The organism is Allobosea sp. UNC402CLCol, from assembly GCF_000745475.1.
Lineage (GTDB): Bacteria > Pseudomonadota > Alphaproteobacteria > Rhizobiales > Beijerinckiaceae > Allobosea > Allobosea spartocytisi.
This window is the reverse complement of record NZ_JQJJ01000008.1, coordinates 987,084-1,010,129: the sequence shown is the minus strand read 5'-3', so window position 1 is coordinate 1,010,129 and position 23,046 is coordinate 987,084. Positions and strand designations below refer to the sequence as shown.

Here is a 23,046-nt window from a genome sequence, read left to right as displayed (position 1 = left end):
CATTTTATGTTATACGTTCTGTATAACAGGAGGGCGGGGCCATGAGCGAGCTGAAAAAGGTCGAGGAGACCGAGGCGACGGTGCTGCAGATCCGCAAGATCGGCAATTCGCTCGGGCTGATCCTGCCCAAGGATCTGCTGGCGCAACTCGGTTTCAGCGAGGGAGACAAGCTCGAGATCGTTCGGCAGCCGGAGGGAGCGCTCAAGCTGCAGCGGCATGAGGATTTGCATGCCCGTGCGATGGCCATCGCACGGAAGGCCATGAAGGATTACGCTGGGACGTTGCGAGAACTTGCCAAATGACGGAGCCGCTTTGGCTTCCGCTGGAAGCGATCTGCGACATCCATTCCGAACAACTCGTGCTTTTTGGCGGACCCGACGGCATTCGTGACGCGGGTCTGCTTGAATCGGCATTGGCGCGCCCGATCAATCGTTTCTCCTATGGCGAGACCGACCTTGCCGTGTTGGCTGCCTGCTATGCATTCGGCATCGCGCGCAACCATCCTTTCATCGATGGCAACAAGCGCGTCGCTTTCCTCGCAATGATGACCTTCCTGCGATTGAATGGCGTCGCCTTCGCACCCTCGCAAGCCGATGCCGCAGCCGCTATCCTCGCGCTCGCGGCCGGCGAGGTCGATGAGGCCGGACTGACGCGCTGGATCCGCGACAATTGGCCGAAGGATATGCCGGCATGACCACCCCGATCTGGATCGAGGCCGCGATCAACGGTCCCTGGGGCAAGGAGCGCCAACCCGGCATCCCGATCAGCATCCCCGACATCGTCGCGGACGGCATCGCGGCGGTCGAGGCGGGCGCGGCGATCGTGCATCTGCATGTCTATGACGTCGAAACCGGGCGCCAGCGCGACGATTGGGAGCTCTATGCGCGGGCGATCGAGGGCATCCGCGCCAAGGTCGATGCCATCGTCTACCCGACGATCCCGATCCTCGGTTCCTCCTATGCCGGCGACATGATCAATTCCGGGCGCTACACCCATCTGGAAGAGCTGGCGAAGCGCGGCCTCGCCGAATGGGGCGTGCTCGATCCCGGCTCCTGCAACTGGACGAGTTTTGCCGGTATTCCGCAGGGCGAGGCCGGCTTTATCTACCAGAATCCCGGCGAGCATATCCGCGAGGGCATCGACGTCGCCCGGCGCAACAAGGTGCATCCGAGCTATGCGATCTACGAGCCCGGCTTCACGCGGCTCGGTGCCGCCCTGGCGCGGGCCCATCCCGACCTGCCCGTGCCGATCTACCGGCTGATGTTCTCGGATGCCTTCGCCTGGGGCTTTCCGCCGCGCGAATGGGCGCTCGAAGCGCATCTGAAGCTGCTGGCCGAAGATGCACCTGGCGCTCCGGTGATGATCGCGGGGCTCGGCGTGGATCTGTCCGAATTGATCGGGCCAGCCGTGGCGCGCGGCGTCCATGTCCGCGGCGGGCTGGAGGACGCGCCCTTCGGCTGCGCGAAAACGAATGCGCAGTTGATCGCGGAGACGGTCCGCCGGGTCGAGGCGGCAGGTGGTCGCGCGGCTGACGTCGACGAGGTACGAAGCAGCCTCGCCCGAGCGGGCGGAAGCTGAGAATCAGGGAATTGCGTTCGATGAGCCTGCGAGACGAGTTGCTGGAGCGGTTCTTCCGCTATGTCGCGGTCGAGAGCCAGAGCGATGGCGCGGCGACGACGCTGCCGAGCACACCGGGCCAGCAGGAGCTGGCGGAATTGCTCGCGGGTGAACTGCGCGCGCTCGGGCTTGAGGATGTCGTTATCGACGCGCATGCGACGGTCACCGCAGTGAAGCGTGGCACGCGCCCGAACGCCCCGCGCATCGGCTTCATCGCCCATGTCGATACGGTCGATGTGGGCTTGTCGCCGATCGTCAAGCCGCAATTGCTGCGCTTCGCGGGCGAGGATCTTCGTCTGAACGAGGCGCAGGACATCTGGCTGCGCGTGGCGGAGCATCCGGAGATCCTGCCCTGGAAGGGCCATGACGTCGTCTTCAGCGACGGCACCAGCGTGCTCGGAGCGGACAACAAGGCGGCGGTCGCGATCGTGATGACGCTGCTCGCGCGGCTTAAGGCCGAGGACGAGCATGGCGATATCCATGTCGCCTTCGTGCCCGACGAGGAGATCGGGCTGCGCGGCGCCAAGGCGCTCGATCTCGCCCGCTTCCCCTGCGATTTCGCCTATACGATCGATAGCTGCGAACTCGGCGAAGTCGTCTACGAGAACTTCAATGCCGCCGGCGCCGAGATCGTCTTCACTGGCGTCACCGCCCATCCGATGTCGGCCAAGGGCGTGCTGGTGAACCCGCTGCTGATGGCGCAGGATTTCATCGCCGCCTTCGACAGGGCGCAGACGCCCGAGAACACCGAAGGGCGCGAGGGGTATGTCTGGTTTACCGGCCTCGACGCGAATGCCTCACAGGCGGTGCTCAAGGCCAATATCCGCGATTTCGACCGCGACTCCTTCGCGGCGCGCAAGCGCAGGATCGGTGAGGTCGCTGAGGATATCGCCGGCCGCTATCCGACCGGCAAGGTGACCTGGAAGGTGAGCGACACCTACGGCAATATCAGCGACAGCCTGGGCGAGGACCGCCGCTCGGTCGAGCTGCTGATGACCGCGCTGAAGGAACTCCAGATCGCGCCGAAGCTCATCCCGATGCGCGGCGGCACCGATGGCGCGGCGCTCTCGGCACGCGGGTTGCCGACGCCGAATTTCTTCACCGGCGGCCTCAATTTCCATTCGCGCTTCGAGTGCCTGCCGGTGCCAGCTTTCGAAGCCTCCTATGAGGTGGCGCGGCGGATCTGCCTGCTGGCGGGGAGCGGCACCTAGAGCATCGGACCGAAAAGCGGATTCCCCTTTTCGATCCGATGAGACGGAGGTCGGGCGTAAGGGATCGTCGTCCACATGGCGACGATCCGCGATCCGCGAAGGGCTACCAGGTCACCTGCAACCCGACATTGCCCGAGATGCCGCGGCTGCGCTCGGAGGAGGCGTTCGTCAGATAGCTCGCCTTGGCGAAGAGGCTGACATTGCTTGCGACCTCCGCGGCGACGCCGCCGCCGATCTCGACAGCCGTCGCGCCATAGCGCGTGGTGATCAGATTGGCGTCGAACAGGGTTTTGTCGTTGCCGTCGAAGGTATGCCAGAGATCGACGGTGAGATAGGGCCGCACCGGAATCGCGCCCCAGGTGAAACTGCCCTGCAGGCGCGCGCCGATGCGGCCGGAGACGACATTCGCATCGCGGTGGTCGATCGATGAGAACAGGTCGTTCGTCCGGTCGAGCATCGAGCGCTGCCAGACGAGCTGTGCCTGCGGCTCCAGCACGAGGCCGGCGCCGAGCGCGATCGGATAGCCGCCCTCGATCGACCCGGTGAGGACCGAGCCCGTCGCATCCGCCTTGAGGCCGCGGTCCGAGCGCGGGTTGCCGTCGAGCCAGCTATGCATCGCGACCGCGTCGACATACCAGCCGCTCGGGCCGATATGGGTCCAGTAGCCGCCGAGGCTGTAGCTGTTGAGCGAGAGCCTGCCGGCCCGCGCGCGGAGCTGCCCGAGCGCGAAGCCGCGGGTGTCGCCTTCGGCCCGGCCGTAGCCGAAGAACAGGCCGAAGCGGTCGCGATGCCCGTCCGGCCTGTCGATGCCGTAGAGGTCGAGACCGGTCTGGAGCCCGACGATATTGCCCTTGAACTCCGGGCTGACGGTACCGGACTGCGCCTGTTCGCGATGCTCGCCGAAGATGCGGCCCCAGGCGGCCGAGCTCTGCTCGCCGCGGTTCAGCAGATACTGGTCGCCCCGGCGCTGGTGGAAGGTGCCGAGCGTGCTCAGCGCGACCATGCGGGCCGTGGATGGCGTCAGCGTGTTGGCGGCGACCTCGGGCCGATAGAGCGGGACCGTCGCACCTGCCGGGGCCGGCGCGACGGCGGGCATGCCGGGCGCCTGCTGCGGTACAGGCGGTTCAGGCACCCCGGGAGGAGTAGGTGTTGCAGGCGCCGCGGGAGGGGCAGTCGAGCGCAGATACCAGTTCTGCTCGCTGCCCGGCGTCACGCCGCCATGATACAGCAGATATTCGAAGGCGCCGGCGGCGATCGGCCCCGCTTGCGTGAAGGCTCCTGCGGTGGTCGCGCCGTTAACGGCACTGATCACCTCGATGCCGTTGCCAAGCGTCAGGGCGCCAGGGCCGCCCAGATTGACGACGCCAATGGCCGTGCTCCCATTGGCCGTGCCGTTGGAGATGATCAGCCGGTCGGAGGGGGAGGCGCTGTCGCCGAGGACGGTCTGAAGGCTGAGCCTGCCGTTCTGGCCGGTATAGTTGCCGAGGATGGTGAGGCTGTCCGTCGCCGCTGCGGGCCCGTTGGTGAGATCGATCAGGCCGGCATTGGTCACGGTCGCGAGCTGCCCGGCCGTGAACGGCACGATGGCGTGGCTGCCATTGCCGGCGAAGACAGTGCTGGTCGCATCCACCGTCAGCGTTCCGGTTCCCGTGCCCGCGTCGCCGAGCGTGAGCGTGCTGGCGAAGGTCAGGCGGGAGTTGTTCGTCAGCTCGATCAGCTCCCAGTTGATGAAGCGGGCGACGCCTGTGGCGCTTGTGTTCACCCAGGTCAGACGGTCGGTCCCGGTGCCGCCGTCGATCACGGCCGTCGGCACCAGATTGGCGTCCGTCAGGTTGGTGAAGATGGCGGTGTCGTTGCCGGCGCCGAGCTGGAAGCCCGAGGACAGCACGCCGCCGCCGTTCCAGTTGACGATGTCGCTGCCGTTGCCGCTGATGAGCGCACCGGCGACGGTGCCGCCGCTGACGTTGAAGACGTTGTCGCCATTGCCGAAATTGACGAAGCCGCCGATCGAGCCGCCCGAGAGGTTGAGCGTGTCGTTGTTCTGCGCGGCCAGGATGTTGCCGACGACCGTGCCGCCCGACATGGTCACGACGTTGTTGGCGAGCGTCATGTTGATCGAGCCGATCTGGCCGCCGGTGATCGTCACGAAGTCACCCTCGTTCAGGCCACCCGTGATGACGCCGCCGGAAATCGTCGCGAAGTCGAGCTCGCCGCCCTGATCGACCGAGCCGTTGATCGTGCCGCCGGTCATGATGAAGGTGTCGACGCCGTCGCCAAGGCCGCTGCCCTGGTCGAGATTCCCGTTCAGGGTGCCGCCGCGCATGATGAAGGTGTCGTTATTGTTGCCCTGGCTGACATTGCCGTTGATGGTTCCGGCGTTGTCGATCGTGAGCCTGTCATTGCCAGAGCTGAGGATCGCGCCGTTGATGGTTCCGCTGGCCAGATTGGTGACGGTGTAGACACCATTCCCGGCGAAGTTGAGCGCAGCTCCCGCGCCGCCATTGATCTGGGCGGCGCTGCCGCCGACGCCGTTGGTGATGGCGATGGTCTGTGCCGCGCCGGCGGCGCCTGTGCCGGCTGCGATGCCGTCGGTCGTTCCCTGGATGATGCCGCTGTTGTCGATCACCAGCGCCCGCGCCGCGGCGCCCGCCGCGAAGGTCTGGCTGATGCCCGCGCCAGCGCCGCCTGCCGCCGTGCCGGCGATCGTGGCGCCGGCATTGTTGACGATCCGGATCGTCGAGGCCGCATTGCCCTGCAGGATCGCGATGCCGGTCGCGGCACCTGCTCCGGTGTTCGTCGCGGATATCGTGCCGAAATTATTGAAGAGATTGCTTCCCGCACCAGCTCCCGAGGAAAAGCTCAGGCCGGTGAAAGCTCCGGCACCATTGCCCGTCGCGACGATGGAGCCGTTGTTGTTCAGCGTGTTCCCGAAGGTGTTGGTCCCGAATGTCAGCGCCTGGCCGCTCGGGGCCTGCTGGATCGTCGCGCCGGGGTTGACGTTAACGGTGACCGGCACGCCTGCAGGCGCTGCGAATCCGTCAGGGTCGGTGCCCGAACAGGTGACCGTCGCGCCCGCGCCGGGTGGGTCCGGCAAGCATTGCGCCTGAACAGGCAGCGCCGCGAGGAGGCTGCTCATGCCGGCCGCCAGTGCGATGGGGCTGCTTTCCAAGAACGGAAGCCGGAAACGCCGCTTTCTCAGCCGCGCATCACGCGTCTGGACTTGTCCAGACCGTTCGGTGCCAGAGCATCGCCGCATGCTCGCCTCACATCTGCTGATCCTGCACGCAAGATGCAGTGCGAATCGCTCGCAAGCAACCAAAGCGCGAGCATCAGCGTCGTGCTTCGGTGGCAACCGTCTCCAAAAAGTTAAAAGGCGTGGTGGGCTTGGTCGCGGCGGTGGCGATCCCTAGATGGCTGTTGTGGATCGAGCCGAACCCGAGAGACCGATGTCCGAACGCGATAGCGAAGCCAACCGATTCTCCGCCCGCGCGGCACGCTATGCCCGGGTGGGCGCGAATGTCGGCGGGGTGGCGGCGCGGATCGCGGGCGCCAGGCTCTTCGGCGTCGAGGGGCGCGACGCCTCCAATGCCGAGGCGCTGGCCAAGGCGCTGGGCGGGCTGAAGGGCCCGATCATGAAGGTGGCGCAGCTCGTCGCCACCATTCCCGATGTGGTGCCGCCGGAATATGCCGCCGAATTGCAGAAGCTGCAGTCGCAGGCGCCGCCGATGGGTGCAGCCTTCGTCAAGCGCCGGATGATGGCCGAGCTCGGCGCCAATTGGCGCGAGCGCTTCGACGAATTCGACCTGAAGCCGGCTGCGGCCGCTTCACTGGGGCAGGTGCATCGCGCGACGACGCTGGAAGGCACTCCGCTCGCCTGCAAGCTGCAATATCCCGACATGGAATCGGCGGTGGAGGCCGATATCGCCCAGCTCGAGGTGCTGTTCTCGCTGCACCGGCGCATGGGCGCGGTGATCGACACCAGCGAGATCGCCAAGGAGATCGGCGCCCGCGTCCGCGAGGAGCTCGATTACAAGCGCGAAGCCAGGCATGTCGCGCTCTATCAGGCGATCCTGGCGGAGACGCCGCAAGTGCGCGTGCCGGCTCTGGAGCCGGCGCTCTCGACCCGGCGGCTGCTGACCATGCACTGGCTCGACGGCAGTCCGATCCTCTCGCACAAGCAGGACGGGCAGGCGGTGCGCGACCGCATCTCGACCGCGATGTTCAAGGCCTGGTGGCGGCCCTTCAGCCATCACGGCGTCATCCATGGCGACCCGCATCTCGGGAACTACACGGTGTTTTCGGAGGGCGGCGAGCCGCGGGGCATCAACCTGCTCGACTATGGCTGCATCCGCATCTTCCCGCCTTCATTCGTCGGTGGCGTGGTCGACCTCTATCGCGGCCTGCAGCAGGGTGACGATGCCCGCGTCGTCCATGCCTATGAGACCTGGGGCTTCAAGGGGCTGACCAAGGACTTGGTCGACACGCTCAACATCTGGGCGCGCTTCATCTACGGGCCGTTGCTGGAGGACCGCGTCCGGCGCATCGCGGAGGACGTCAGCCCCGCCGAATATGGCCGCAAGCAGGCCTTCCAGGTGCATCAGGCGCTGAAGAAGCGCGGGCCGGTGACGGTGCCGCGCGAATTCGTCTTCATGGACCGGGCCGCGATCGGGCTCGGCGGCGTCTTCCTGCATCTTGACGCCGAATTGAATTTCCACCGGCTGTTCGAGGCGGAGATCGGGGGGTTCACGGTGGAGGGCGTCGCCGAGCGGCAGCACGCAGCGTTGGTCGAGGTCGGGTTGAAGCCCTAGGCTCGCGCGGCTCAGTCGCCACCACCGCCGCAATCGCCGCCGCCGCTGTCGTCACCGAAGCCTCCGCTTCCTCCGTCACCGCCGCCGGAGGTGCGGCGCCAGGCCGCGATGTCCTCCTCGTCGCGCTTGGTCTGCTCGCGCGCCTCGGCGAACCAGCGCCTGGCCCTCTCGCGCAGGGCAGGGTCGAGCGCGAAGGGATCATCCCCTTCGGTATCCTTGCGCGGGTCGTCCACGAAAAGCGCCTCCCTTCGATTGCGAGAATTTAGCCGAATCCGGAGGAGTCGTCCTCGCCGTCGCCGAAATGGCGTTAATCGCGGTCGCACGCAGGTTGTAAATTGCGCATGGTTGGCGTTGTTAAATCGATTTAAGTTTCGTATTTTCACCGAAACTGGACAGAAGGCCGCGAGGGCGCGGTTCATTTCACCGGCGCGCGACGCTGCCGCGTTGCCCGTCCGTCGCGGGTGCGCTACAGGCTAGAGAGACTGTGTCTTTTTCAGGATCGAGACCATGGCCGACCACGCCCATCACGCCGACATTCCCGCGATGGACTATCCCGAGCATGAGCGCACTTATGGCGGCTTCGTGCACATGGCCGAAGTCGGCACGGTGGCCTGCCTCGCCATCGTCGCGGTGCTCGCGGTTGGCGGCACCAAGCACGCCTGGGGCACCGCCCTGGTGGGCACGCTCCTCACGGTGATCGGAACCGGCGTCGGCATCGCCTCGGAGAAGATCTCCTGGCGCGCGCCGCTCGTGGCGCTCGTGCTGATGCTGCTCGCGCTGCTCCTCTACTGATCCGCTTCCCGTAACGCCGGAAAGGCCTGCCCCGCCATGCGCATTGCTGTCCCAGCCGAAACGCAAGGGGCGGAGACCCGCGTCGCCGCGACGCCGGAAACCGTCCGCAAGTTCAAGGGCCTCGGCGCCGAGATCGTCGTCGAAACCGGCGCCGGCAAAGCCTCCGGCATCCTCGATGCCGATTACGAGGCGGCGGGCGCAACGATTGCGAAGACGGCGGCGAAGACGCTTGCCGGGGCGAATATCGTGCTGAAGGTGCGCCGTCCGGGCGAAAGCGAGATTGCCGGGCTGCCGGCGGGCGCGCTCGTCATCGCGACGATGGATCCCTATGGCAACGAGGCACAGGTCGAGGCGCTGGCCAAGGCCAATGTCGCCGCCTTCGCCATGGAGTTCATGCCGCGCATCACTCGCGCGCAGGTGATGGACGTGCTGTCGTCGCAGGCCAACCTCGCCGGCTACCGCGCCGTGATCGACGGCGCCGCCGAATACGGCCGCGCGCTGCCGATGATGATGACGGCGGCGGGCACCGTGCCGGCCGCGAAGATCTTCGTGATGGGCGTCGGCGTCGCCGGCCTGCAGGCGATCGCGACGGCGCGTCGGTTGGGCGCCATCGTGACCGCGACCGATGTGCGCCCCGCCACCAAGGAGCAGGTCGAGTCGCTCGGCGCCAAGTTCCTCGCCGTCGAGGACGAGGAGTTCAAGCAGGCGCAGACGGCCGGCGGCTACGCCAAGGAGATGTCCAAGGAATACCAGGCCAAGCAGGCGGAACTGACCGCCAGCCACATCGCCAAGCAGGACATCGTCATCACCACCGCGCTGATCCCGGGCCGCCCGGCGCCGAAGCTGATCTCGGCGGCGATGGTCGAGAGCATGAAGCCCGGCTCCGTCATCGTCGATCTCGCCGTCGAGCGCGGCGGCAATTGCGAGCTGGCCAAGGCGGGCGAAGTCGTCGTCACGCCGAACGGCGTCAAGGTCGTCGGCCATCTCAACGTGCCGGGCCGGCTCGCCGCAACCTCTTCGGCGCTCTACGCCAAGAACCTCTATGCCTTCGTCGAGACGCTGATCGACAAGGCCGAGAAGAAGCTCGCAGTGAACTGGGACGACGAGCTGGTGAAGGCGACCGCCCTGACGAAGGACGGCGCCGTCATCCATCCGAATTTCGCGCCGAAGGCCTGAGCGAAGGAATTCCGACCATGGCAAATCCCTCTCCCGAACAGGCCATCGAAAGCGCCCGCAACGCCGCGGCGCTGGCCAGGCAGGCGGCCGAGCTCGCCGAGCGCTATGCCGACCAGGCGGCGGCAGCGGCCAGCATCGCCACCGGCGGCGTCGATCCGACGATCTTCCGCCTCGCCATCTTCGTGCTCGCCGTCTTCGTCGGCTACTACGTCGTCTGGTCGGTGACGCCGGCGCTGCACACGCCGCTGATGTCCGTCACCAACGCGATCTCCTCGGTCATCGTCGTCGGCGCGCTGCTCGCCGTCGGCGTCGAGGCTCTCCCGGCGCTCGGCGACGGGCCGATCTGGGCCAAGATCTTCGGCTTCGTCGCCCTCGTGCTCGCCTCGGTGAACATCTTCGGCGGCTTCCTCGTCACCGAGCGCATGCTCGCGATGTACAAGAAGAAGGGCTGACGCATGGCCGCCAACCTCTCAGCCCTGCTCTACGTCGTTTCCGGCGTCCTGTTCATCATGGCCCTGCGGGGCCTGTCGCATCCGACCAGCTCCCGCCAGGGCAACCGCTACGGCATGATCGGCATGGGGCTCGCCATCCTGACGACGGTGGTGTTCTTCCCGCCGTCGGGCTTCTCGGGCTGGCTGCTCGTCATCCTCGGCATCGCCATCGGCGGCGGCATCGGCGCCTTCATGGCCAAGCGCGTGCAGATGACGCAGATGCCGCAGCTCGTCGCCTTCTTCCACTCGCTGGTCGGCCTCGCCGCCGTGCTGGTGGCGGCGGCGGCGCTCTATGCGCCGGAGGCCTTCGGCATCGGCCATGTCGGCTCGATCCACGGCTCGAGCCTGTTCGAGATGGCGCTCGGCGTCGCGATCGGCGCGGTCACCTTCACTGGCTCGATCATCGCCTTCCTCAAGCTCGACGGGCGCATGAGCGGCAAGCCGATCATGCTGCCGCAGCGCCATGGCATCAATATCGGCCTCGCCATCGCGCTCGTCGTCCTGCTGGCGATCTTCATCAAGACCGAGAGCCACGGCGTCTTCTGGCTGATCGTGCTGGTTTCGCTGGTGCTCGGCGTGCTGCTGATCGTGCCGATCGGCGGCGCGGACATGCCGGTCGTCGTGTCCATGCTGAACTCCTATTCCGGCTGGGCTGCCGCCGGCATCGGCTTCACGCTCGGCAACATGGCGCTGATCATCACCGGCGCGCTGGTCGGTTCGTCCGGCGCGATCCTGTCCTACATCATGTGCAAGGGCATGAACCGCTCCTTCATCTCGGTGATCCTCGGCGGCTTCGGCGGCGAGACGGCCGCGGCCGGCGCGGCCGGTGCGGTCGAGGCGCGGCCGGTGAAGCAGGGCTCGCCGGACGATGCCGCCTACATCATGAAGAACGCCGCCAAAGTCATCATCGTGCCGGGCTACGGCATGGCGGTGGCGCAGGCGCAGCACGCTCTGCGCGAGATGGCGGACACGCTCAAGAAGGAAGGCGTCGAGGTCAAATACGCGATCCATCCGGTTGCGGGCCGCATGCCCGGCCATATGAACGTGCTGCTGGCCGAGGCCAACGTGCCCTATGACGAGGTCTTCGAGCTCGAGGACATCAACTCGGAATTCGGCCAGGCCGACGTCGCCTTCGTCATCGGCGCCAACGACGTCACCAACCCGGCGGCGAAGACCGATCCGCAATCGCCGATCTACGGCATGCCGATCCTCGACGTCGAGAAGGCCAAGACGGTGCTGTTCATCAAGCGCGGCATGGGCTCCGGCTATGCGGGCGTCGAGAACGAGCTGTTCTTCAAGCCCAACACCATGATGCTGTTCGGCGACGCCAAGAAGGTCACCGACGAGATCGTCAAGGCGCTGGCGCACTGAACGCCCCGCAAAAGCGGGAGCCGCTTTTGCGATGAGGGCTGTTCGAGACCAAACCCGCGCGCCGTCATCGGAATGCTGCAATGGGCCGGCTTGATCGCCGGCCCTTTTGCTTTCCGGATCCCCCGCCCGATGCTTCTGCGCCTGACCAGGATTGTGCTGCTGCTGGCGCTGGCGGCCTATCTCGCCACGCTCGGCCTGCTTTATGCCTACCAGCGCGACCTGGTTTTTCCGCTCAATCCGGCGAAGGCGGATATCGCCTCGGCGGGACTTCCGGCGGCCGAGGAGGTGTCGGTGACGACCGCCGATGGCGAGCGGCTCGTCGCCTGGGCGGTGGCGCCGCGGGGCGACAAGCCGGTGCTGCTCTATTTCCAGGGCAATGCCGGCAATCTCGGCGGGCGGGGCCGTGCAGAGAGGCTGAGGGCGCTGACCGCGGACGGGACCGGTCTTTTCGCGATCAGCTATCGCGGCTATGGCGGCTCGACCGGCAGCCCGAGCGAGGAAGGCCTGCAGGAGGATGCCCGGGCCGCCTATGCGGCGGCGGCGCAGCGCTACGGGGCCGACCGCCTGGTGGGCTATGGCGAGTCGCTGGGAACCGGCGTGGTGCTGAAGCTCGCGGCCGAGAGGCCGCTCAAGGCGGTGGTGCTGGAGGCACCCTATCTTTCGGCGCTGGCGGTGGCCGAGGCGCGCTATCCCTATCTGCCGCTCGGTCCCTTCATGCGAGACCCTTTCCGCTCGGACACGGTCATCGAGAGGGTCAACGCGCCGCTGCTGATCATGCATGGCGAGCGCGACGGGGTGATTCCCATCACCCAGGGGCAGGCGCTCTACGATCTCGCAAAGCCGCCCAAGCGCTTCCTGCGCTTCCCGGAGGGCCGGCATGCGGACCTGCCGGAGCATGGCGCGATCCCGGAAGTGCGGCGCTTTCTGGCGGATGTCGGGCAGGGGCAATTCAGCGGTGCGCAGGTCCGGACCGTACCATGACAAAGGCCGCCGGATCCGATCCGGCGGCCTCGATCTTCACAGTGCTTCGTCCGCGCTCAGCTCCTGAAGAGGCCGCCGCCACCGCCGCCGCCGAGGCGGGACTGGCCGGCGCGGGCCTGGGCATTGTTGCCGTCGAGGCTGAGCGCCCGCTGATAGGATTGCTGCGCCTCGGACTTGTTGCCCAGCTTCTCCTGGGCGAAGCCGCGGCCGGCCCAGGCATCGGCGTTGCGGTTGTCGACATTGAGGGCCGCGGTGAAGTCCTCCAGCGCGGCATCGTATTTGCCGAGCGCGTTCAGGCTCTGGCCGCGCGCCACATAGGGCGGGGCGGTGTAGGGGTTGCGGTCGATCACCGAGTCGAAATCGGTGACGGCATGTTGGTGCTGGCCTTCCTTCTGATAGACGAGGCCGCGCGAATGGAAGGCTTCGGGCGATTCCGGGTTCAGCCGGATCGCGGTGTTGAGGTCGCTGAGCGCCTGCTGCAGGTTGCCTTGCTGGCGCAGCAGATTGGCGCGGGCGACATAGGCCGGCCCGTAATTGGGGTTGACGGTGGTGGCCTTGTTGAAATCGGCCATGGCCGCATCGTTGCGACCGCTCTGGCGCAGGGCCAGGCCGCGATTCGTATAAGCCGAGGCGAGGTTCGGATCGAGCTGGACCGCCTTGGTGAAATCGCCGATCGCGTCCGAGAAGCGGCCGATGCGGGCGTAGGCGGCGCCGCGGGTGTTGTAGGCGCCGGGATCGTTCTGGTTGCGGCTGATGACCTCGCTCAGCGAGCCGATATTGACGCTGGCATCAGCGTTGTCGCTGGTGTCGAGCACGGCCACGGCTGGCTGGGAGGAGAGACCGGATACGCTGTCGCATCCGGCCAGAGCCACCGCCATGCCAGCGGCCGCCAGCCAATAACTGCCTCGGATCATGCTTCGCCTCATCGATCTCGGCCTCATCGGTCTCGTGCTTCGTCTGCCGCTGAGTCCCAAGCCTCAAGCCCGGGCTCCTTGCGGCGTGATCGCGCTCCCCAGCCGAACAGCGCCTCGTCAGACAAGACGCCCCAAACCCGCCAAAACTTGGTTAACTCCGGCAAAAAACAAGAGCGCCCGGAGCGGACTCCAGGCGCCTGTCATTCTCGGACCCGCCCAGCGCCGCACAAGGCGGCTTGGCCAGGCTCAGGGGCGCTTCGGCTTCACCGGCGCGGGCAGGAGGCCTTCGCGCTGCAGCTTCTTGCGGACCAGCTTGCGGGCGCGGCGGACGGCCTCGGCCTTCTCGCGCGCCTTCTTCTCGGAAGGCTTCTCGTAATGGCCGCGGAGCTTCATCTCGCGGAAAATGCCTTCGCGCTGCATCTTCTTCTTGAGGGCGCGGAGAGCCTGGTCGACATTGTTGTCGCGAACGAGAACCTGCACGTGAAACGTCCGTCCTTAGCGGGTTGATCCAAAAATACGGGCCGGCGATGCCGCATGCGGATCGCTCGAAGGTTCGTGCGGATAACAGAATTCGATTTGGCTGTCCACGGCGCGATGCCGCGAAAATGCAGCCGTGGCACGCTTTTTCGCCGGATCGGGGCGAGCGCTCAGCCGCGCTCGGACAAAACCCGGGTGACATGGCCCATCTTGCGGCCCGGACGAGCGTCGCGCTTGCCGTAGAGATGCAGATGCGCACCGGGCTCGGCGAGGATCTCGCGCCAGCGCAAAGCGGCGTCGCCGATCAGGTTCTCCATCTCGACGCGGCCGCGCAGCGCGGCGGAGCCAAGCGGAAAGCCGCAGACGGCGCGGACATGCTGATGGAACTGCGAGGTCTCGGCGCCCTCGCTGGTCCAGTGCCCGGAGTTATGCACGCGCGGGGCGATCTCGTTGACGATGACGCGCTCGGTGCCGCCGTCCTCCAGCACGAACATCTCGACGGCGAAGACGCCGACATAGCCGAGCGCCTCGCCGATCCGGCGTGCCGCATCGATGGCGGCGTCCGAGGCCGTCCTGCCCAGCTTCGCCGGCACGCGGGTGAAGGCGAGGATATGGTCGCGATGCTCGTTCTCGCAGACGTCGAAGGCGGCGAAGGCGCCGTCGAGCCCGCGCGCGGCGACGACCGAGACCTCGCGCTCGAAGGGCACGAAACCTTCGAGGATCGCGGGAAAGCGGCCGATCGCCTCATAGGCCTCGGCGAGGTCGGTGCCGGGAGCGATCTTGACCTGCCCCTTGCCGTCATAGCCGAAGCGGCGTGTCTTCAGGATCGAGGGGCGGCCGAGCGCGGCGACGGCGGCCTCGAGATCGGCCAGCGAATCGACGGCGCGAAACGGCGCGACCGCAAGGCCGAGATCGGCGACGAAGCTTTTCTCGCTCAGCCGGTCCTGCGTCACGGCAAGCGCGCGGGCTCCGGGATGCAGCGGCGTGCGCGCGGCGAGGAAGGCGGCGGTCGCCGCCGGCACGTTCTCGAATTCATAGGTCACGACGTCGACGGCGTCGGCGAAGTTGGCGAGGGCCGCTTCGTCGTCATAATCGGCGACGGTATGGCGGGTGGCCACGTCGAAGGCCGGGCTGTCCGCCTCCGGTGCGAAGACATGGCAGCGTATGCCGAGATCGGCGGCGGCGAGCGCCATCATCCGGGCGAGCTGCCCGCCGCCGAGGATGCCGAGCATGGCGCCCGGCGCGAGGCCGGTCGGAACAGGCGCGCTCATGCCTCGTCCCGATTCGGGCGCTCGGCGATGCCGGCGCTCTGGCGGGCGCGATAGGCCTCGAGACGTTCCGCCAGGGCCTCGTCCGAGAGCGCGAGCACGGCGGCCGCCAGGAGCGCGGCATTGACCGCGCCGGCACGGCCGATGGCGAGGGTGCCGACCGGGATGCCGGCGGGCATCTGCACGATGGAGAGCAGGCTGTCCTGCCCCGAGAGCGCCTTGGATTCGACCGGGACGCCGAAGACCGGCAGCGGCGTCAGCGAGGCGGTCATCCCCGGCAGATGGGCGGCGCCACCGGCACCGGCGATCACCACCTTGAAGCCTTCGGCCTTGGCGCCCTTGGCGAAGGAAAACAGCCGGTCCGGCGTGCGATGGGCCGAGACGATGCGGGCGTCATAGGGGATGGCGAGGGCGTCGAGCGCTTCGGCAGCATGACGCATCGTCGCCCAGTCGGACTGGCTGCCCATGATGATGGCGACGGGTGGGCTGGTCTTGGCCATGGATGCGCTCGGGCTTCGCCTTGGGAAGCGCGCGATCTAGACTGCCCGGCGCCCGATAAGCAAGGGCGAATCGGGTCTGGCGCCCATCGAATCGCCGTGCTCAGGCGATGATGTCGGGCGTCAGCGCATCCTCGATCTGCGAAATGCGGTCCTTCAGGTAGAGCTTGCGCTTCTTCAGCCGCTGCACCTGGATCTGGTTGATCGCGCCGACCCGCTCCAGCGCGTCGATGGCGCTGTCGAGATCGCGGTGCTCCTCGCGCAGCCGCGCCAGCTCCGCGGTGAAGGTCTCGACCTCTTCCGGGCTGAGCTCGAATCCCATGGCCATCTCATCATCGCCGCACTTGGCCGCGACTATGCCTTCGCCGCGATGCGCCTCGCAAGAGCGCGTGTCGCTGCCCAAGCCTCCGGGAGCCTTCTATTCACGGCTTCCGGGAAGGGAGCCGGAGTCGATCACAGAATCTCATGAATGCCGTGTGACAGTGCAGGGCAGACGTGAAGCCGGCTTTCTGTCAGATTGGTACGTCAACTGTTCATCAGGAGGATCCCAGATGTCGTTGCAGACCCGTCTTGTCGAACTCGAGCGCAAGCATCGCCAACTCGAGGACGCGATCGCCCGAGCCGTGGCGAGCCCTTCCTCCAGCGACCTCAGCGTGGCCGAGCTCAAGCGGAAGAAGTTGCAACTGAAGGATGAGATCGAACGCGTAAGGCTGACCATGCCGGGGCGAACCCTGCACTGAGACGACATTCCGCTTCGCCCGCGGGGCGTTACATGGATGCGGACTCGAACCGGCCCGAAAGGGCCGGTTCTTTTTTGCGCTATGGAACCTTCCCGGGATGTCGCATGTTGAAGCGTGGCGTTTCAACATGGGAGGGATAGCATGGGCATTATCTGGACCATCATCATCGGCTTTGTCGCCGGGATCATCGCCAAATTCATCACGCCGGGCTCGAACGAGCCGTCCGGCTTCATTCTGACAACAATCCTCGGCATCGTCGGCGCCTTCGTGGCGACCTATCTCGGTCAATCGCTCGGCTGGTATGCGCCGGGGCAGGGGGCAGGGCTGGTCGGCGCGGTGATCGGCGCCGTCATCGTCCTGTTGGTTTGGGCGATGATCAATGGCCGCCGCGGTTCTGTCTGATCCTGATCGAGTCCAGAAAAGGAGTTCCTGCCATGAGCAATGACAACGGGACCAGCAGCGGTTTTCCGTCGATGACGGCCCTGCTTGGGCTGCTCGCCGTCGCGGGCTACCAGCATCGCGACCAGATCTCGGAGTGGATCAGCAACAAGATGGGCGGCGGGCAGGGCGCCGCTCCGCCGGCCCCAGGGCAGGCGGGGGCCGCGCCCGGTCAGCAGCAGGCTGGCGGTGGCCTTCTCGGTAGCCTGGGCGGCTTGCTCGGCGCTGGCGGCGCCGGAGCGATCCTGAACAGCGGCCTCGGCGAGCTGGTCGACCGCTTCAACCAATCCGGGCAGGGCGACAAGGCCAATTCCTGGGTCGGGACGGGCCCCAACCAGGATGTCGCGCCGGGCGATCTCGAGCAGGCGCTGGGACCGGAGGTGCTCGACGCCATCGCCAAGCAGACCGGCCTCTCGCGCGAGGACCTGCTGGCCCGGCTCTCGAAAGTCCTGCCCGATGCGGTCGATCGCTATACGCCGGGCGGCAATCTCGGCAGCGCCAGGGGCTGAACGCTCCGGACGTAAGAGACATCGCCATGGCAGTGGCGCGGGCTAGAGGGTCCGCGCCATTTCGCGCAGGCGGAATTTCTGGATCTTGCCGGTCGAGGTCTTGGGGATCTCGGTGAAGATCACGGTCCTCGGGCATTTGAACGAGGCCAGATGCCGCTTGCACCAGGCGATCAGCTCCGCCTCGGTCGCGGGCTTGCCCGGCTTGAGCTCGATGAAGGCGCAGGGCGTCTCGCCCCATTTCTCGTCAGGCCGGGCGACGACCGCGGCGGCCTGCACCGCCGGATGCTTGTAGAGCGCATCCTCGACCTCGATCGAGGAGATGTTCTCGCCGCCGGAGATGATGATGTCCTTGGAGCGGTCCTTGAGCTGGATGTAGCCGTCGGGATAGCGCACGCCGAGGTCGCCGGTGTGGAACCAGCCGCCGGCGAAGGCGGCGCCGGTCGATCTCGGGTTCTTCAGATAGCCCTTCATCACGACGTTGCCGCGCATCATCACCTCGCCGAGCGTCTGGCCGTCGCGCGGGACGGGCTGCATCGTGTCGGGATCGAGCACGTCGAGCCCCTCCAATGCGGGATAACGCACGCCCTGGCGGGCTTTCTTCGCGGCCTGCTCGGCCGGCGGGAGCGTGTCCCAGTCGTCGTTCCACTCATTGACCACGGCCGGGCCATAGCACTCGGTCAGGCCGTAGAGATGGGTGACCTCGAAGCCGGCCTGCTTCATGCCGGCGAGCACCGCTTCGGGCGGCGGGGCGGCGGCGGTGAAGAAGGAAACGGTCTGCGGGAAGTCGCGCCGCTCCTCTTCCGGGGCGTTGAGCAGCGTCGACATCACGATCGGCGCGCCGCAGAGATGGGTCACGCCATGGTCGGCGAGCGCGTCATACATCGCCTTGGCCCGGACCTGGCGCAGGCAGACATGGGTGCCGGCGACGATCGAGATCGTCCAGGGGAAGCACCAGCCGTTGCAGTGGAACATCGGCAGCGTCCAGAGATAGACCGGATGGCGACCGAGATTGCCGGTGATGACGTTGGAGGTGGCGAGCAGATTGGCGCCGCGATGGTGATAGACCACGCCCTTGGGGTCGCCGGTGGTGCCGGAGGTGTAGTTCAGCGCGATCGCGTCCCATTCATCGTCCGGCATCCGCCACGCGAATTCGGGATCGCCGGAGGCGACGAAATCCTCGTAGTCGACGCTGCCGAGGCGCTCGCCCGGCCCGTCATAGACCGGGTCGTCATAGTCGATGACGAGCGGCTTCGCCTTGCAGAGCGACAGGGCCTCCCGGATCGTGCCGGAGAATTCGCGGTCGGTGATCAGCACCTTCGCTTCGCCATGGTCGAGCGAGAAGGCGATGATGGCGGCGTCGAGCCTGGTGTTGAGCGTGTTGAGCACTGCACCGGCCATCGGCACGCCGTAATGGCATTCGAGCATGGCGGGCGTGTTCGGCAGCATCGCTGCGACCGTGTCGTTCTTGCCGATGCCGTGTTTCGCCAGCGCCGAGGCGAGGCGGCGGGAGCGAGCATAGAACTCGGCATAGGAGCGGGCGAGCGGGCCGTGGACGATCGCGGTGTGGCTGGGGAAGATCGCGGCGGCGCGCTCGAGGAAGGTGAGCGGCGTCAGCGGCTGGTGATTGGCCGGGTTGCGGTCGAGATCGGTGTCATAGGGCGTGGTCTTCATCTTGGGCCTTCCGCCGTCGTGTCGCCGCAGGATTAGCCGCTCGCCGGCTCAACCGTAATCCATCCCTTTTGCCGATGCGGCGCAATCGTCGATGGCGGCGGGCTTGCGGTGCGGAAGGCTTGCGGTGCGGAAGGCTTCTCGCCACGATGCCATGGAACCGGTCTGGAGAGAGACGATGCGGGTCTTTGCTGCCCTGGCGGGGATGACCGGCTGGGTGGCGCTGGCGCTCCAGTTCTACCTGAGCGTGGTCAACGGCAGCGCGCGGGGGCTGCCTGCCGGCGAGATGGTGCTGCGTTATTTCAGCTTCTTCACGATCCTGACCAACATGCTGGTCGCGCTCGTCCTGACGCGGGCTGTGCTCGCTCCCGGTCGCGGCATCCTCGGCCGGCCCGCAGTGCAGGCGGCGACAGCCGGCTATATCGCCGTTGTCGGCCTGATCTATGTCGTCATCCTGCGCCACACATGGGCGCCGACCGGCCTGCAATGGTGGGTGGATGTGGCGTTGCACTATGCCATGCCGCTGCTCTATCTCGCCTTCTGGCTGGCCTTCGCGGCCAAGGGCAGGCTGCGCTGGGCGATGCCGCTGGGCTGGCTCGCCTATCCCGGGCTCTATCTCGCCTGGGTGCTGGCACGTGGCGCGGCTTCGGGCTTCTACCCCTATCCGTTCATCGACGTGGCGAGGCTCGGCTATGGCCGGATGGCCGCGAACGCGCTCGGCATGATGCTGCTGTTCCTGCTGGTCGGCTTCGCCTTCGTCGCGCTCGATCGCCTTCTGACGCGGGGCCGGGCGCTCACCCCCACAGGCGCAGACCCAGGCCGCCGAGCCCATCGAAGACGAGCTTGAGCCCCACCACGACCAGCAGCCAGTAGATGATGCCGTAGAAGCGCTCGGCCGGGACGCGACGGACCAGCCAGACCCCGGCGAAAGTCGCGGCGATGGCGAAGGGCAGCAGCGCGGCGGAGGCGATGAGGTTTGCGGCGCTGAACTGCCCGAGCGCGATATAGGGAATGATCTTCACCCAGTTCATCGCGGCGAAGAAGATCGCGCCGGTGCCGACGAAGACGGCGGGCGGCAGCTTCTGCGGCATGGCGTAGATCTGGAAGGGCGGGCCGCCGGCATGGGCGACCATGCTGGTGAACCCGCAGAAGAAACCCCAGAAGCTGCCCGCGCCCCAGCTCGCCTGCGTCGCGACAGTCGGCTTCTTGCCGTCGCTCAGCATGCGGCGCAGCGCGAAGCCGACCGAGATCAGCCCGACCGCCAGGACGACGGCTGCGTCCGAGACCTTCGCCGCCAGCAGATAACCCATGAGGATGCCCAGGAGCGCGCCGGGCGCCAGCGTCGCCAGATTGCGGCGATCAAATTCGCGCCGGTAGGACCAGACCGAGACCACGTCCTGCGCGATCAGCAGCGGCAGCATGATCGCCGCCGCCGTCACCGGCGAGACGACCAGCGCCATCAGCGGCAGGGACAAGAGGCCGATCCCAGAAAAGCCGCCTTTCGCCAGCCCGGTCAGGATGACGGCCGGCACCATGGCGGCGAAGAAGACGAGATCGAAGGGCATGGAGGAATGCTGCGCCGCAGGGCCGAGAGGTTCGGAAGGGGTGGGCGAAAGTCTTAAAGCAGCGCGCTTGCACTGGCTGAGGGGAGTGCGCAGGATTCCGCGCAAAACCAGCCCCGCCAACGCCGGCTCGCCACGGGGCTTTAGGATGAAACCCGGCGCAGAGGAACGCTTCCCATGAATGGCTCCCATGCGGCGCCCGCCCGCCCGGCGCAAGGCTATCGCGAAACCTATGCAAGCTGGCAGGCCGACCCCGAAGCCTATTGGCTCGACATCGCCAAGGGGATCGACTGGATCAGGCCGCCGCAAAAGGCCTTCGACGCCGCTGCCGGTATCTATGGCCGCTGGTTCCCGGATGCGACCTGCAACACCTGCTTCAACGCGCTCGACCGGCATGTGCGCGACGGGCGTGGGCAACAGGTCGCGCTGATCCATGACAGTCCCGTCACCGGAACGAAGGCCAGATACACCTATGCCGAGATGCTCGACGAGGTCGCGACGCTCGGCGCCGTGCTGCAGGACCTTGGCGTCGGCAAGGGCGACCGCGTCCTGATCTATATGCCGATGGTGCCGGAGGCGGCCTTCGCCATGCTCGCCTGCGCGCGGATCGGCGCCGTGCATTCGGTGGTGTTCGGCGGCTTCGCTGCCAAGGAACTGGCGACGCGCATCGACGATGCCGAGCCCAAGGTGATCCTGAGCGCAACCTGCGGCATCGAGCCGACGCGGGTGGTCGAGTACAAGCCGCTGCTCGACGGCGCGATCGCAATGGCCCGGCACAAGCCGCAGGCTTGCGTGATCCTGCAGCGGCCGCAGGCCGAGGCCTCGATGCATGCGGCGCGCGACAAGAACTGGCGCATGCTGGTCGCGGCCGCGAAGGCCACCGGGCGCAAGGCCGATTGCGTCGAGGTCGCCGCGACCGATCCGCTCTACATCCTCTACACCTCCGGCACGACCGGCCGGCCCAAGGGCGTGGTCCGCGATAATGGCGGCCACATGGTCGTGCTCAAGGCGACGATGGACCAGCTCTTCGATGTCGGGCCGGGCGAAGTGATGTTCTGCGCCTCCGATGTCGGCTGGGTCGTCGGCCATGGCTATATCGTCTATGCGCCGCTGATCCAGGGCGCGACCAGCGTGCTCTATGAAGGCAAGCCGGTCGGCACGCCCGATCCCGGCGCCTTCTGGCGGGTGATCGCCGAGCACGGGGTGAAGGTGCTGTTCACGGCCCCGACCGCCTTCCGCGCCATCCGCAAGGAGGACCCGGAAGGCAAGCACCTCGCCGGGCACGATCTCTCGCGCTTCAGGGCGCTGTTCCTCGCCGGCGAGCGGGCCGATCCCGAGACGCTGAAATGGGCCGAGGCGCTGCTGAAGGTGCCGGTGATCGACCATTGGTGGCAGACGGAAAGCGGCTCGCCGATCGTCGGCGACCCGATGGGCCTGGGCCTGCTGCCGATCAAGCACGGCTCGCCGACCGTGCCGCTGCCGGGCTGGGACGTGCAGTGCCTCGACGAAGGCGGCCGGCCGGTCGAGGCGGGCAAGATGGGCGCGATCGTGCTGAAGCTGCCGCTGCCGCCGGGCGCGCTGCCGACGCTGTGGAATGACGATGCGCGCTTCCGGGAGGCCTATCTCACGACTTATCCGGGCTATTACAACACCTCGGATGCCGGCTACATCGATGCGGATGGCTATGTCTTCATCATGGGCCGCACCGACGACATCATCAACGTCGCCGGCCACCGGCTCTCGACCGGCGGCATGGAGGAGGTTCTGGCGGCCCATCCGGCCGTGGCGGAATGCGCGGTCGTCGGCATCCGCGACGCGCTCAAGGGCGAGCAGCCCTGCGGCTTCGTGGTGCTGAAGGCAGGGGTGACGCAGTCGCCGGCGGAGGTCGAGCGAGAACTCGTCGCGCTGGTGCGCGAGCGGATCGGGCCGGTGGCGGCCTTCAAGCTGGCGGTGACGGTCAACCGGCTGCCGAAGACGCGCTCCGGCAAGATCCTGCGGGCGACGATGAAGAAGATCGCCGATGGCGAGGATTATGCGGTGCCGGCGACGATCGAGGATGTCGGGGTGCTCGACGAGATCGGCGCGGTGCTGAAGGGCAGGGGGCTAGGCTGACCACGCACATCGCCGTTGCGTGAGGTTTCGCAACGGCAATACAACTTCACGTTGAATTTACGGTTTGGTGGCAAGATCGACTGTGGTGGGGATAGCCGCAGGCGCTGAATATGGCTGCTTTGCAAGCTGGCCGGATCTTGTTGCCATTGATCGTCGCGCTGGCGCCGTTCGCGCTGGTGCTGGCGCCGCGCGATAACGCGTCGGTGATTGTCTTCGCAGCCGATGGGCGGGCAGCGGCGGCCGCGATCGCGCATGCCGGCGGTACGGTGCTGGCGCGTTTCAGCTCGTTCGGATTCGTTGCCCGCGCCGAGAGTCCGGGCTTCGCGATGCGTCTCTATCTCGCAGGAGCTCTTCTCGTCCTGGACGGCGCCGGTCGCGGCGGCTGCCTGGCCTCGACAGGGCGTTCATGACTCG

The 23,046-nt window shown here is 66.9% G+C and carries 25 protein-coding genes; 16 read left to right on the top strand and 9 right to left on the bottom strand.

Translation table 11 applies throughout. The annotated features are described in order from the left end of the window. The first annotated feature begins 41 nt into the window (after positions 1-41). From GY40_RS06870 to pepT, 4 genes are read left to right on the top strand one after another with little or no spacing between them, the layout of a single operon-like run. Positions 42-302 (top strand): AbrB/MazE/SpoVT family DNA-binding domain-containing protein, encoded by a 261-nt coding sequence (locus GY40_RS06870; RefSeq protein ID WP_051987584.1) that lies wholly within the window; start codon positions 42-44, stop codon positions 300-302. Beyond that, positions 299-694, top strand: a complete 396-nt coding sequence (locus GY40_RS06865) for a type II toxin-antitoxin system death-on-curing family toxin (protein WP_038359695.1) — start codon at positions 299-301, stop codon at positions 692-694. The genes GY40_RS06870 and GY40_RS06865 overlap by 4 nt, the downstream gene beginning before the upstream one ends. Further along, positions 691-1,578: a beta-keto acid cleavage family enzyme gene (locus GY40_RS06860; RefSeq protein ID WP_038359694.1), complete on the top strand. Its 888-nt coding sequence runs from the start codon at positions 691-693 to the stop codon at positions 1,576-1,578. Before GY40_RS06865 ends, GY40_RS06860 begins: the two co-directional genes overlap by 4 nt. Positions 1,579-1,598: 20 nt before the next feature. Beyond that, positions 1,599-2,828, top strand: coding sequence for a peptidase T (gene pepT / locus GY40_RS06855; protein ID WP_038359693.1), 1,230 nt, complete (start codon positions 1,599-1,601; stop codon positions 2,826-2,828). A 103-nt stretch (positions 2,829-2,931) separates the two neighbouring features. Here the strand turns inward: pepT and GY40_RS06850 are convergent, their stop codons facing one another. Beyond that, positions 2,932-5,964 carry an autotransporter family protein gene (locus tag GY40_RS06850; RefSeq protein WP_051987583.1) on the bottom strand — a complete coding sequence of 1,011 codons (3,033 nt, stop codon included), beginning with the start codon at positions 5,962-5,964 and terminating at the stop codon, positions 2,932-2,934. A 310-nt stretch (positions 5,965-6,274) separates the two neighbouring features. On the opposite strand from GY40_RS06850, the gene GY40_RS06845 reads away from it, so the two are divergent. Continuing rightward, a complete protein-coding gene (locus GY40_RS06845; RefSeq protein WP_038359692.1) occupies positions 6,275-7,636 on the top strand; it encodes an ABC1 kinase family protein in 1,362 nt (453 codons plus the stop codon). An 11-nt stretch (positions 7,637-7,647) separates the two neighbouring features. Here the strand turns inward: GY40_RS06845 and GY40_RS06840 are convergent, their stop codons facing one another. Next, positions 7,648-7,869, bottom strand: coding sequence for a hypothetical protein (locus GY40_RS06840; protein ID WP_038359691.1), 222 nt, complete (start codon positions 7,867-7,869; stop codon positions 7,648-7,650). Between the two features lie 274 nt (positions 7,870-8,143). Between GY40_RS06840 and GY40_RS06835 the strand changes: the two genes are divergently transcribed. The 5 genes from GY40_RS06835 to GY40_RS06815 all read left to right on the top strand — a co-directional run bounded on the left by GY40_RS06835 (position 8,144) and on the right by GY40_RS06815 (position 12,447). Further along, positions 8,144-8,428 (top strand): aa3-type cytochrome c oxidase subunit IV, encoded by a 285-nt coding sequence (locus tag GY40_RS06835; RefSeq protein WP_038359690.1) that lies wholly within the window; start codon positions 8,144-8,146, stop codon positions 8,426-8,428. Positions 8,429-8,464: 36 nt separating this feature from the next. Then, the gene (locus GY40_RS06830; RefSeq protein ID WP_038359689.1) at positions 8,465-9,604 is read left to right on the top strand and encodes a Re/Si-specific NAD(P)(+) transhydrogenase subunit alpha; all 1,140 of its coding nucleotides are present in this window, start codon (positions 8,465-8,467) and stop codon (positions 9,602-9,604) included. Positions 9,605-9,621: 17 nt separating this feature from the next. Further along, entirely contained in the window at positions 9,622-10,056 is a 435-nt protein-coding gene (locus GY40_RS06825) for an NAD(P) transhydrogenase subunit alpha part 2 (protein ID WP_038359688.1), read from the top strand. Between the two features lie 3 nt (positions 10,057-10,059). After that, on the top strand, positions 10,060-11,466 hold the full coding sequence (locus GY40_RS06820) for an NAD(P)(+) transhydrogenase (Re/Si-specific) subunit beta (protein ID WP_038359687.1): 1,407 nt from the start codon (positions 10,060-10,062) through the stop codon (positions 11,464-11,466). 129 nt (positions 11,467-11,595) lie between these two features. Then, on the top strand, positions 11,596-12,447 hold the full coding sequence (locus tag GY40_RS06815) for an alpha/beta hydrolase (protein ID WP_051987634.1): 852 nt from the start codon (positions 11,596-11,598) through the stop codon (positions 12,445-12,447). Between the two features lie 56 nt (positions 12,448-12,503). Here GY40_RS06815 and GY40_RS06810 read toward each other — a convergent pair whose 3' ends face one another. From GY40_RS06810 to GY40_RS06790, 5 genes are all read right to left on the bottom strand, one after another. Beyond that, complete coding sequence (locus GY40_RS06810; protein WP_248311104.1) at positions 12,504-13,361, bottom strand: tetratricopeptide repeat protein; 858 nt, start codon at positions 13,359-13,361, stop codon at positions 12,504-12,506. Positions 13,362-13,607: 246 nt separating this feature from the next. After that, complete coding sequence (gene rpsU / locus GY40_RS06805; protein WP_038359685.1) at positions 13,608-13,841, bottom strand: 30S ribosomal protein S21; 234 nt, start codon at positions 13,839-13,841, stop codon at positions 13,608-13,610. 167 nt (positions 13,842-14,008) lie between these two features. Further along, entirely contained in the window at positions 14,009-15,109 is a 1,101-nt protein-coding gene (locus GY40_RS06800; protein WP_038359684.1) for a 5-(carboxyamino)imidazole ribonucleotide synthase, read from the bottom strand. Beyond that, positions 15,106-15,606, bottom strand: a complete 501-nt coding sequence (gene purE / locus GY40_RS06795; RefSeq protein ID WP_038359683.1) for a 5-(carboxyamino)imidazole ribonucleotide mutase — start codon at positions 15,604-15,606, stop codon at positions 15,106-15,108. The genes GY40_RS06800 and purE overlap by 4 nt, the downstream gene beginning before the upstream one ends. Before the next feature lie 100 nt (positions 15,607-15,706). Continuing rightward, positions 15,707-15,925 (bottom strand): YdcH family protein, encoded by a 219-nt coding sequence (locus tag GY40_RS06790; RefSeq protein WP_038360360.1) that lies wholly within the window; start codon positions 15,923-15,925, stop codon positions 15,707-15,709. 229 nt (positions 15,926-16,154) lie between these two features. Here GY40_RS06790 and GY40_RS06785 point away from each other — a divergent pair, with 229 nt between their 5' ends. From GY40_RS06785 to GY40_RS06775, 3 genes are all read left to right on the top strand, one after another. Next, positions 16,155-16,343 carry a YdcH family protein gene (locus GY40_RS06785; RefSeq protein ID WP_038359682.1) on the top strand — a complete coding sequence of 63 codons (189 nt, stop codon included), beginning with the start codon at positions 16,155-16,157 and terminating at the stop codon, positions 16,341-16,343. Between the two features lie 141 nt (positions 16,344-16,484). Further along, the gene (locus GY40_RS06780; protein ID WP_038359681.1) at positions 16,485-16,745 is read left to right on the top strand and encodes a GlsB/YeaQ/YmgE family stress response membrane protein; all 261 of its coding nucleotides are present in this window, start codon (positions 16,485-16,487) and stop codon (positions 16,743-16,745) included. 32 nt (positions 16,746-16,777) lie between these two features. Beyond that, positions 16,778-17,290 carry a YidB family protein gene (locus GY40_RS06775; protein WP_248311103.1) on the top strand — a complete coding sequence of 171 codons (513 nt, stop codon included), beginning with the start codon at positions 16,778-16,780 and terminating at the stop codon, positions 17,288-17,290. 42 nt (positions 17,291-17,332) lie between these two features. Here GY40_RS06775 and GY40_RS06770 read toward each other — a convergent pair whose 3' ends face one another. Continuing rightward, complete coding sequence (locus tag GY40_RS06770) at positions 17,333-18,961, bottom strand: acyl-CoA synthetase (protein WP_038359680.1); 1,629 nt, start codon at positions 18,959-18,961, stop codon at positions 17,333-17,335. 175 nt (positions 18,962-19,136) lie between these two features. On the opposite strand from GY40_RS06770, the gene GY40_RS06765 reads away from it, so the two are divergent. Beyond that, positions 19,137-19,805, top strand: coding sequence for a Pr6Pr family membrane protein (locus GY40_RS06765; protein ID WP_051987582.1), 669 nt, complete (start codon positions 19,137-19,139; stop codon positions 19,803-19,805). On the opposite strand, the gene GY40_RS06760 is transcribed toward GY40_RS06765, so the two are convergent. After that, positions 19,753-20,523 (bottom strand): sulfite exporter TauE/SafE family protein, encoded by a 771-nt coding sequence (locus GY40_RS06760; RefSeq protein ID WP_038359679.1) that lies wholly within the window; start codon positions 20,521-20,523, stop codon positions 19,753-19,755. The two genes, GY40_RS06765 and GY40_RS06760, sit on opposite strands and share 53 nt — an antisense overlap. A 174-nt stretch (positions 20,524-20,697) precedes the next feature. On the opposite strand from GY40_RS06760, the gene GY40_RS06755 reads away from it, so the two are divergent. Continuing rightward, a complete protein-coding gene (locus GY40_RS06755; RefSeq protein ID WP_038359678.1) occupies positions 20,698-22,632 on the top strand; it encodes a propionyl-CoA synthetase in 1,935 nt (644 codons plus the stop codon). 110 nt (positions 22,633-22,742) lie between these two features. Continuing rightward, a complete protein-coding gene (locus GY40_RS06750) occupies positions 22,743-23,042 on the top strand; it encodes a hypothetical protein (protein WP_156115888.1) in 300 nt (99 codons plus the stop codon). The last annotated feature ends 4 nt before the right edge of the window (positions 23,043-23,046 follow it).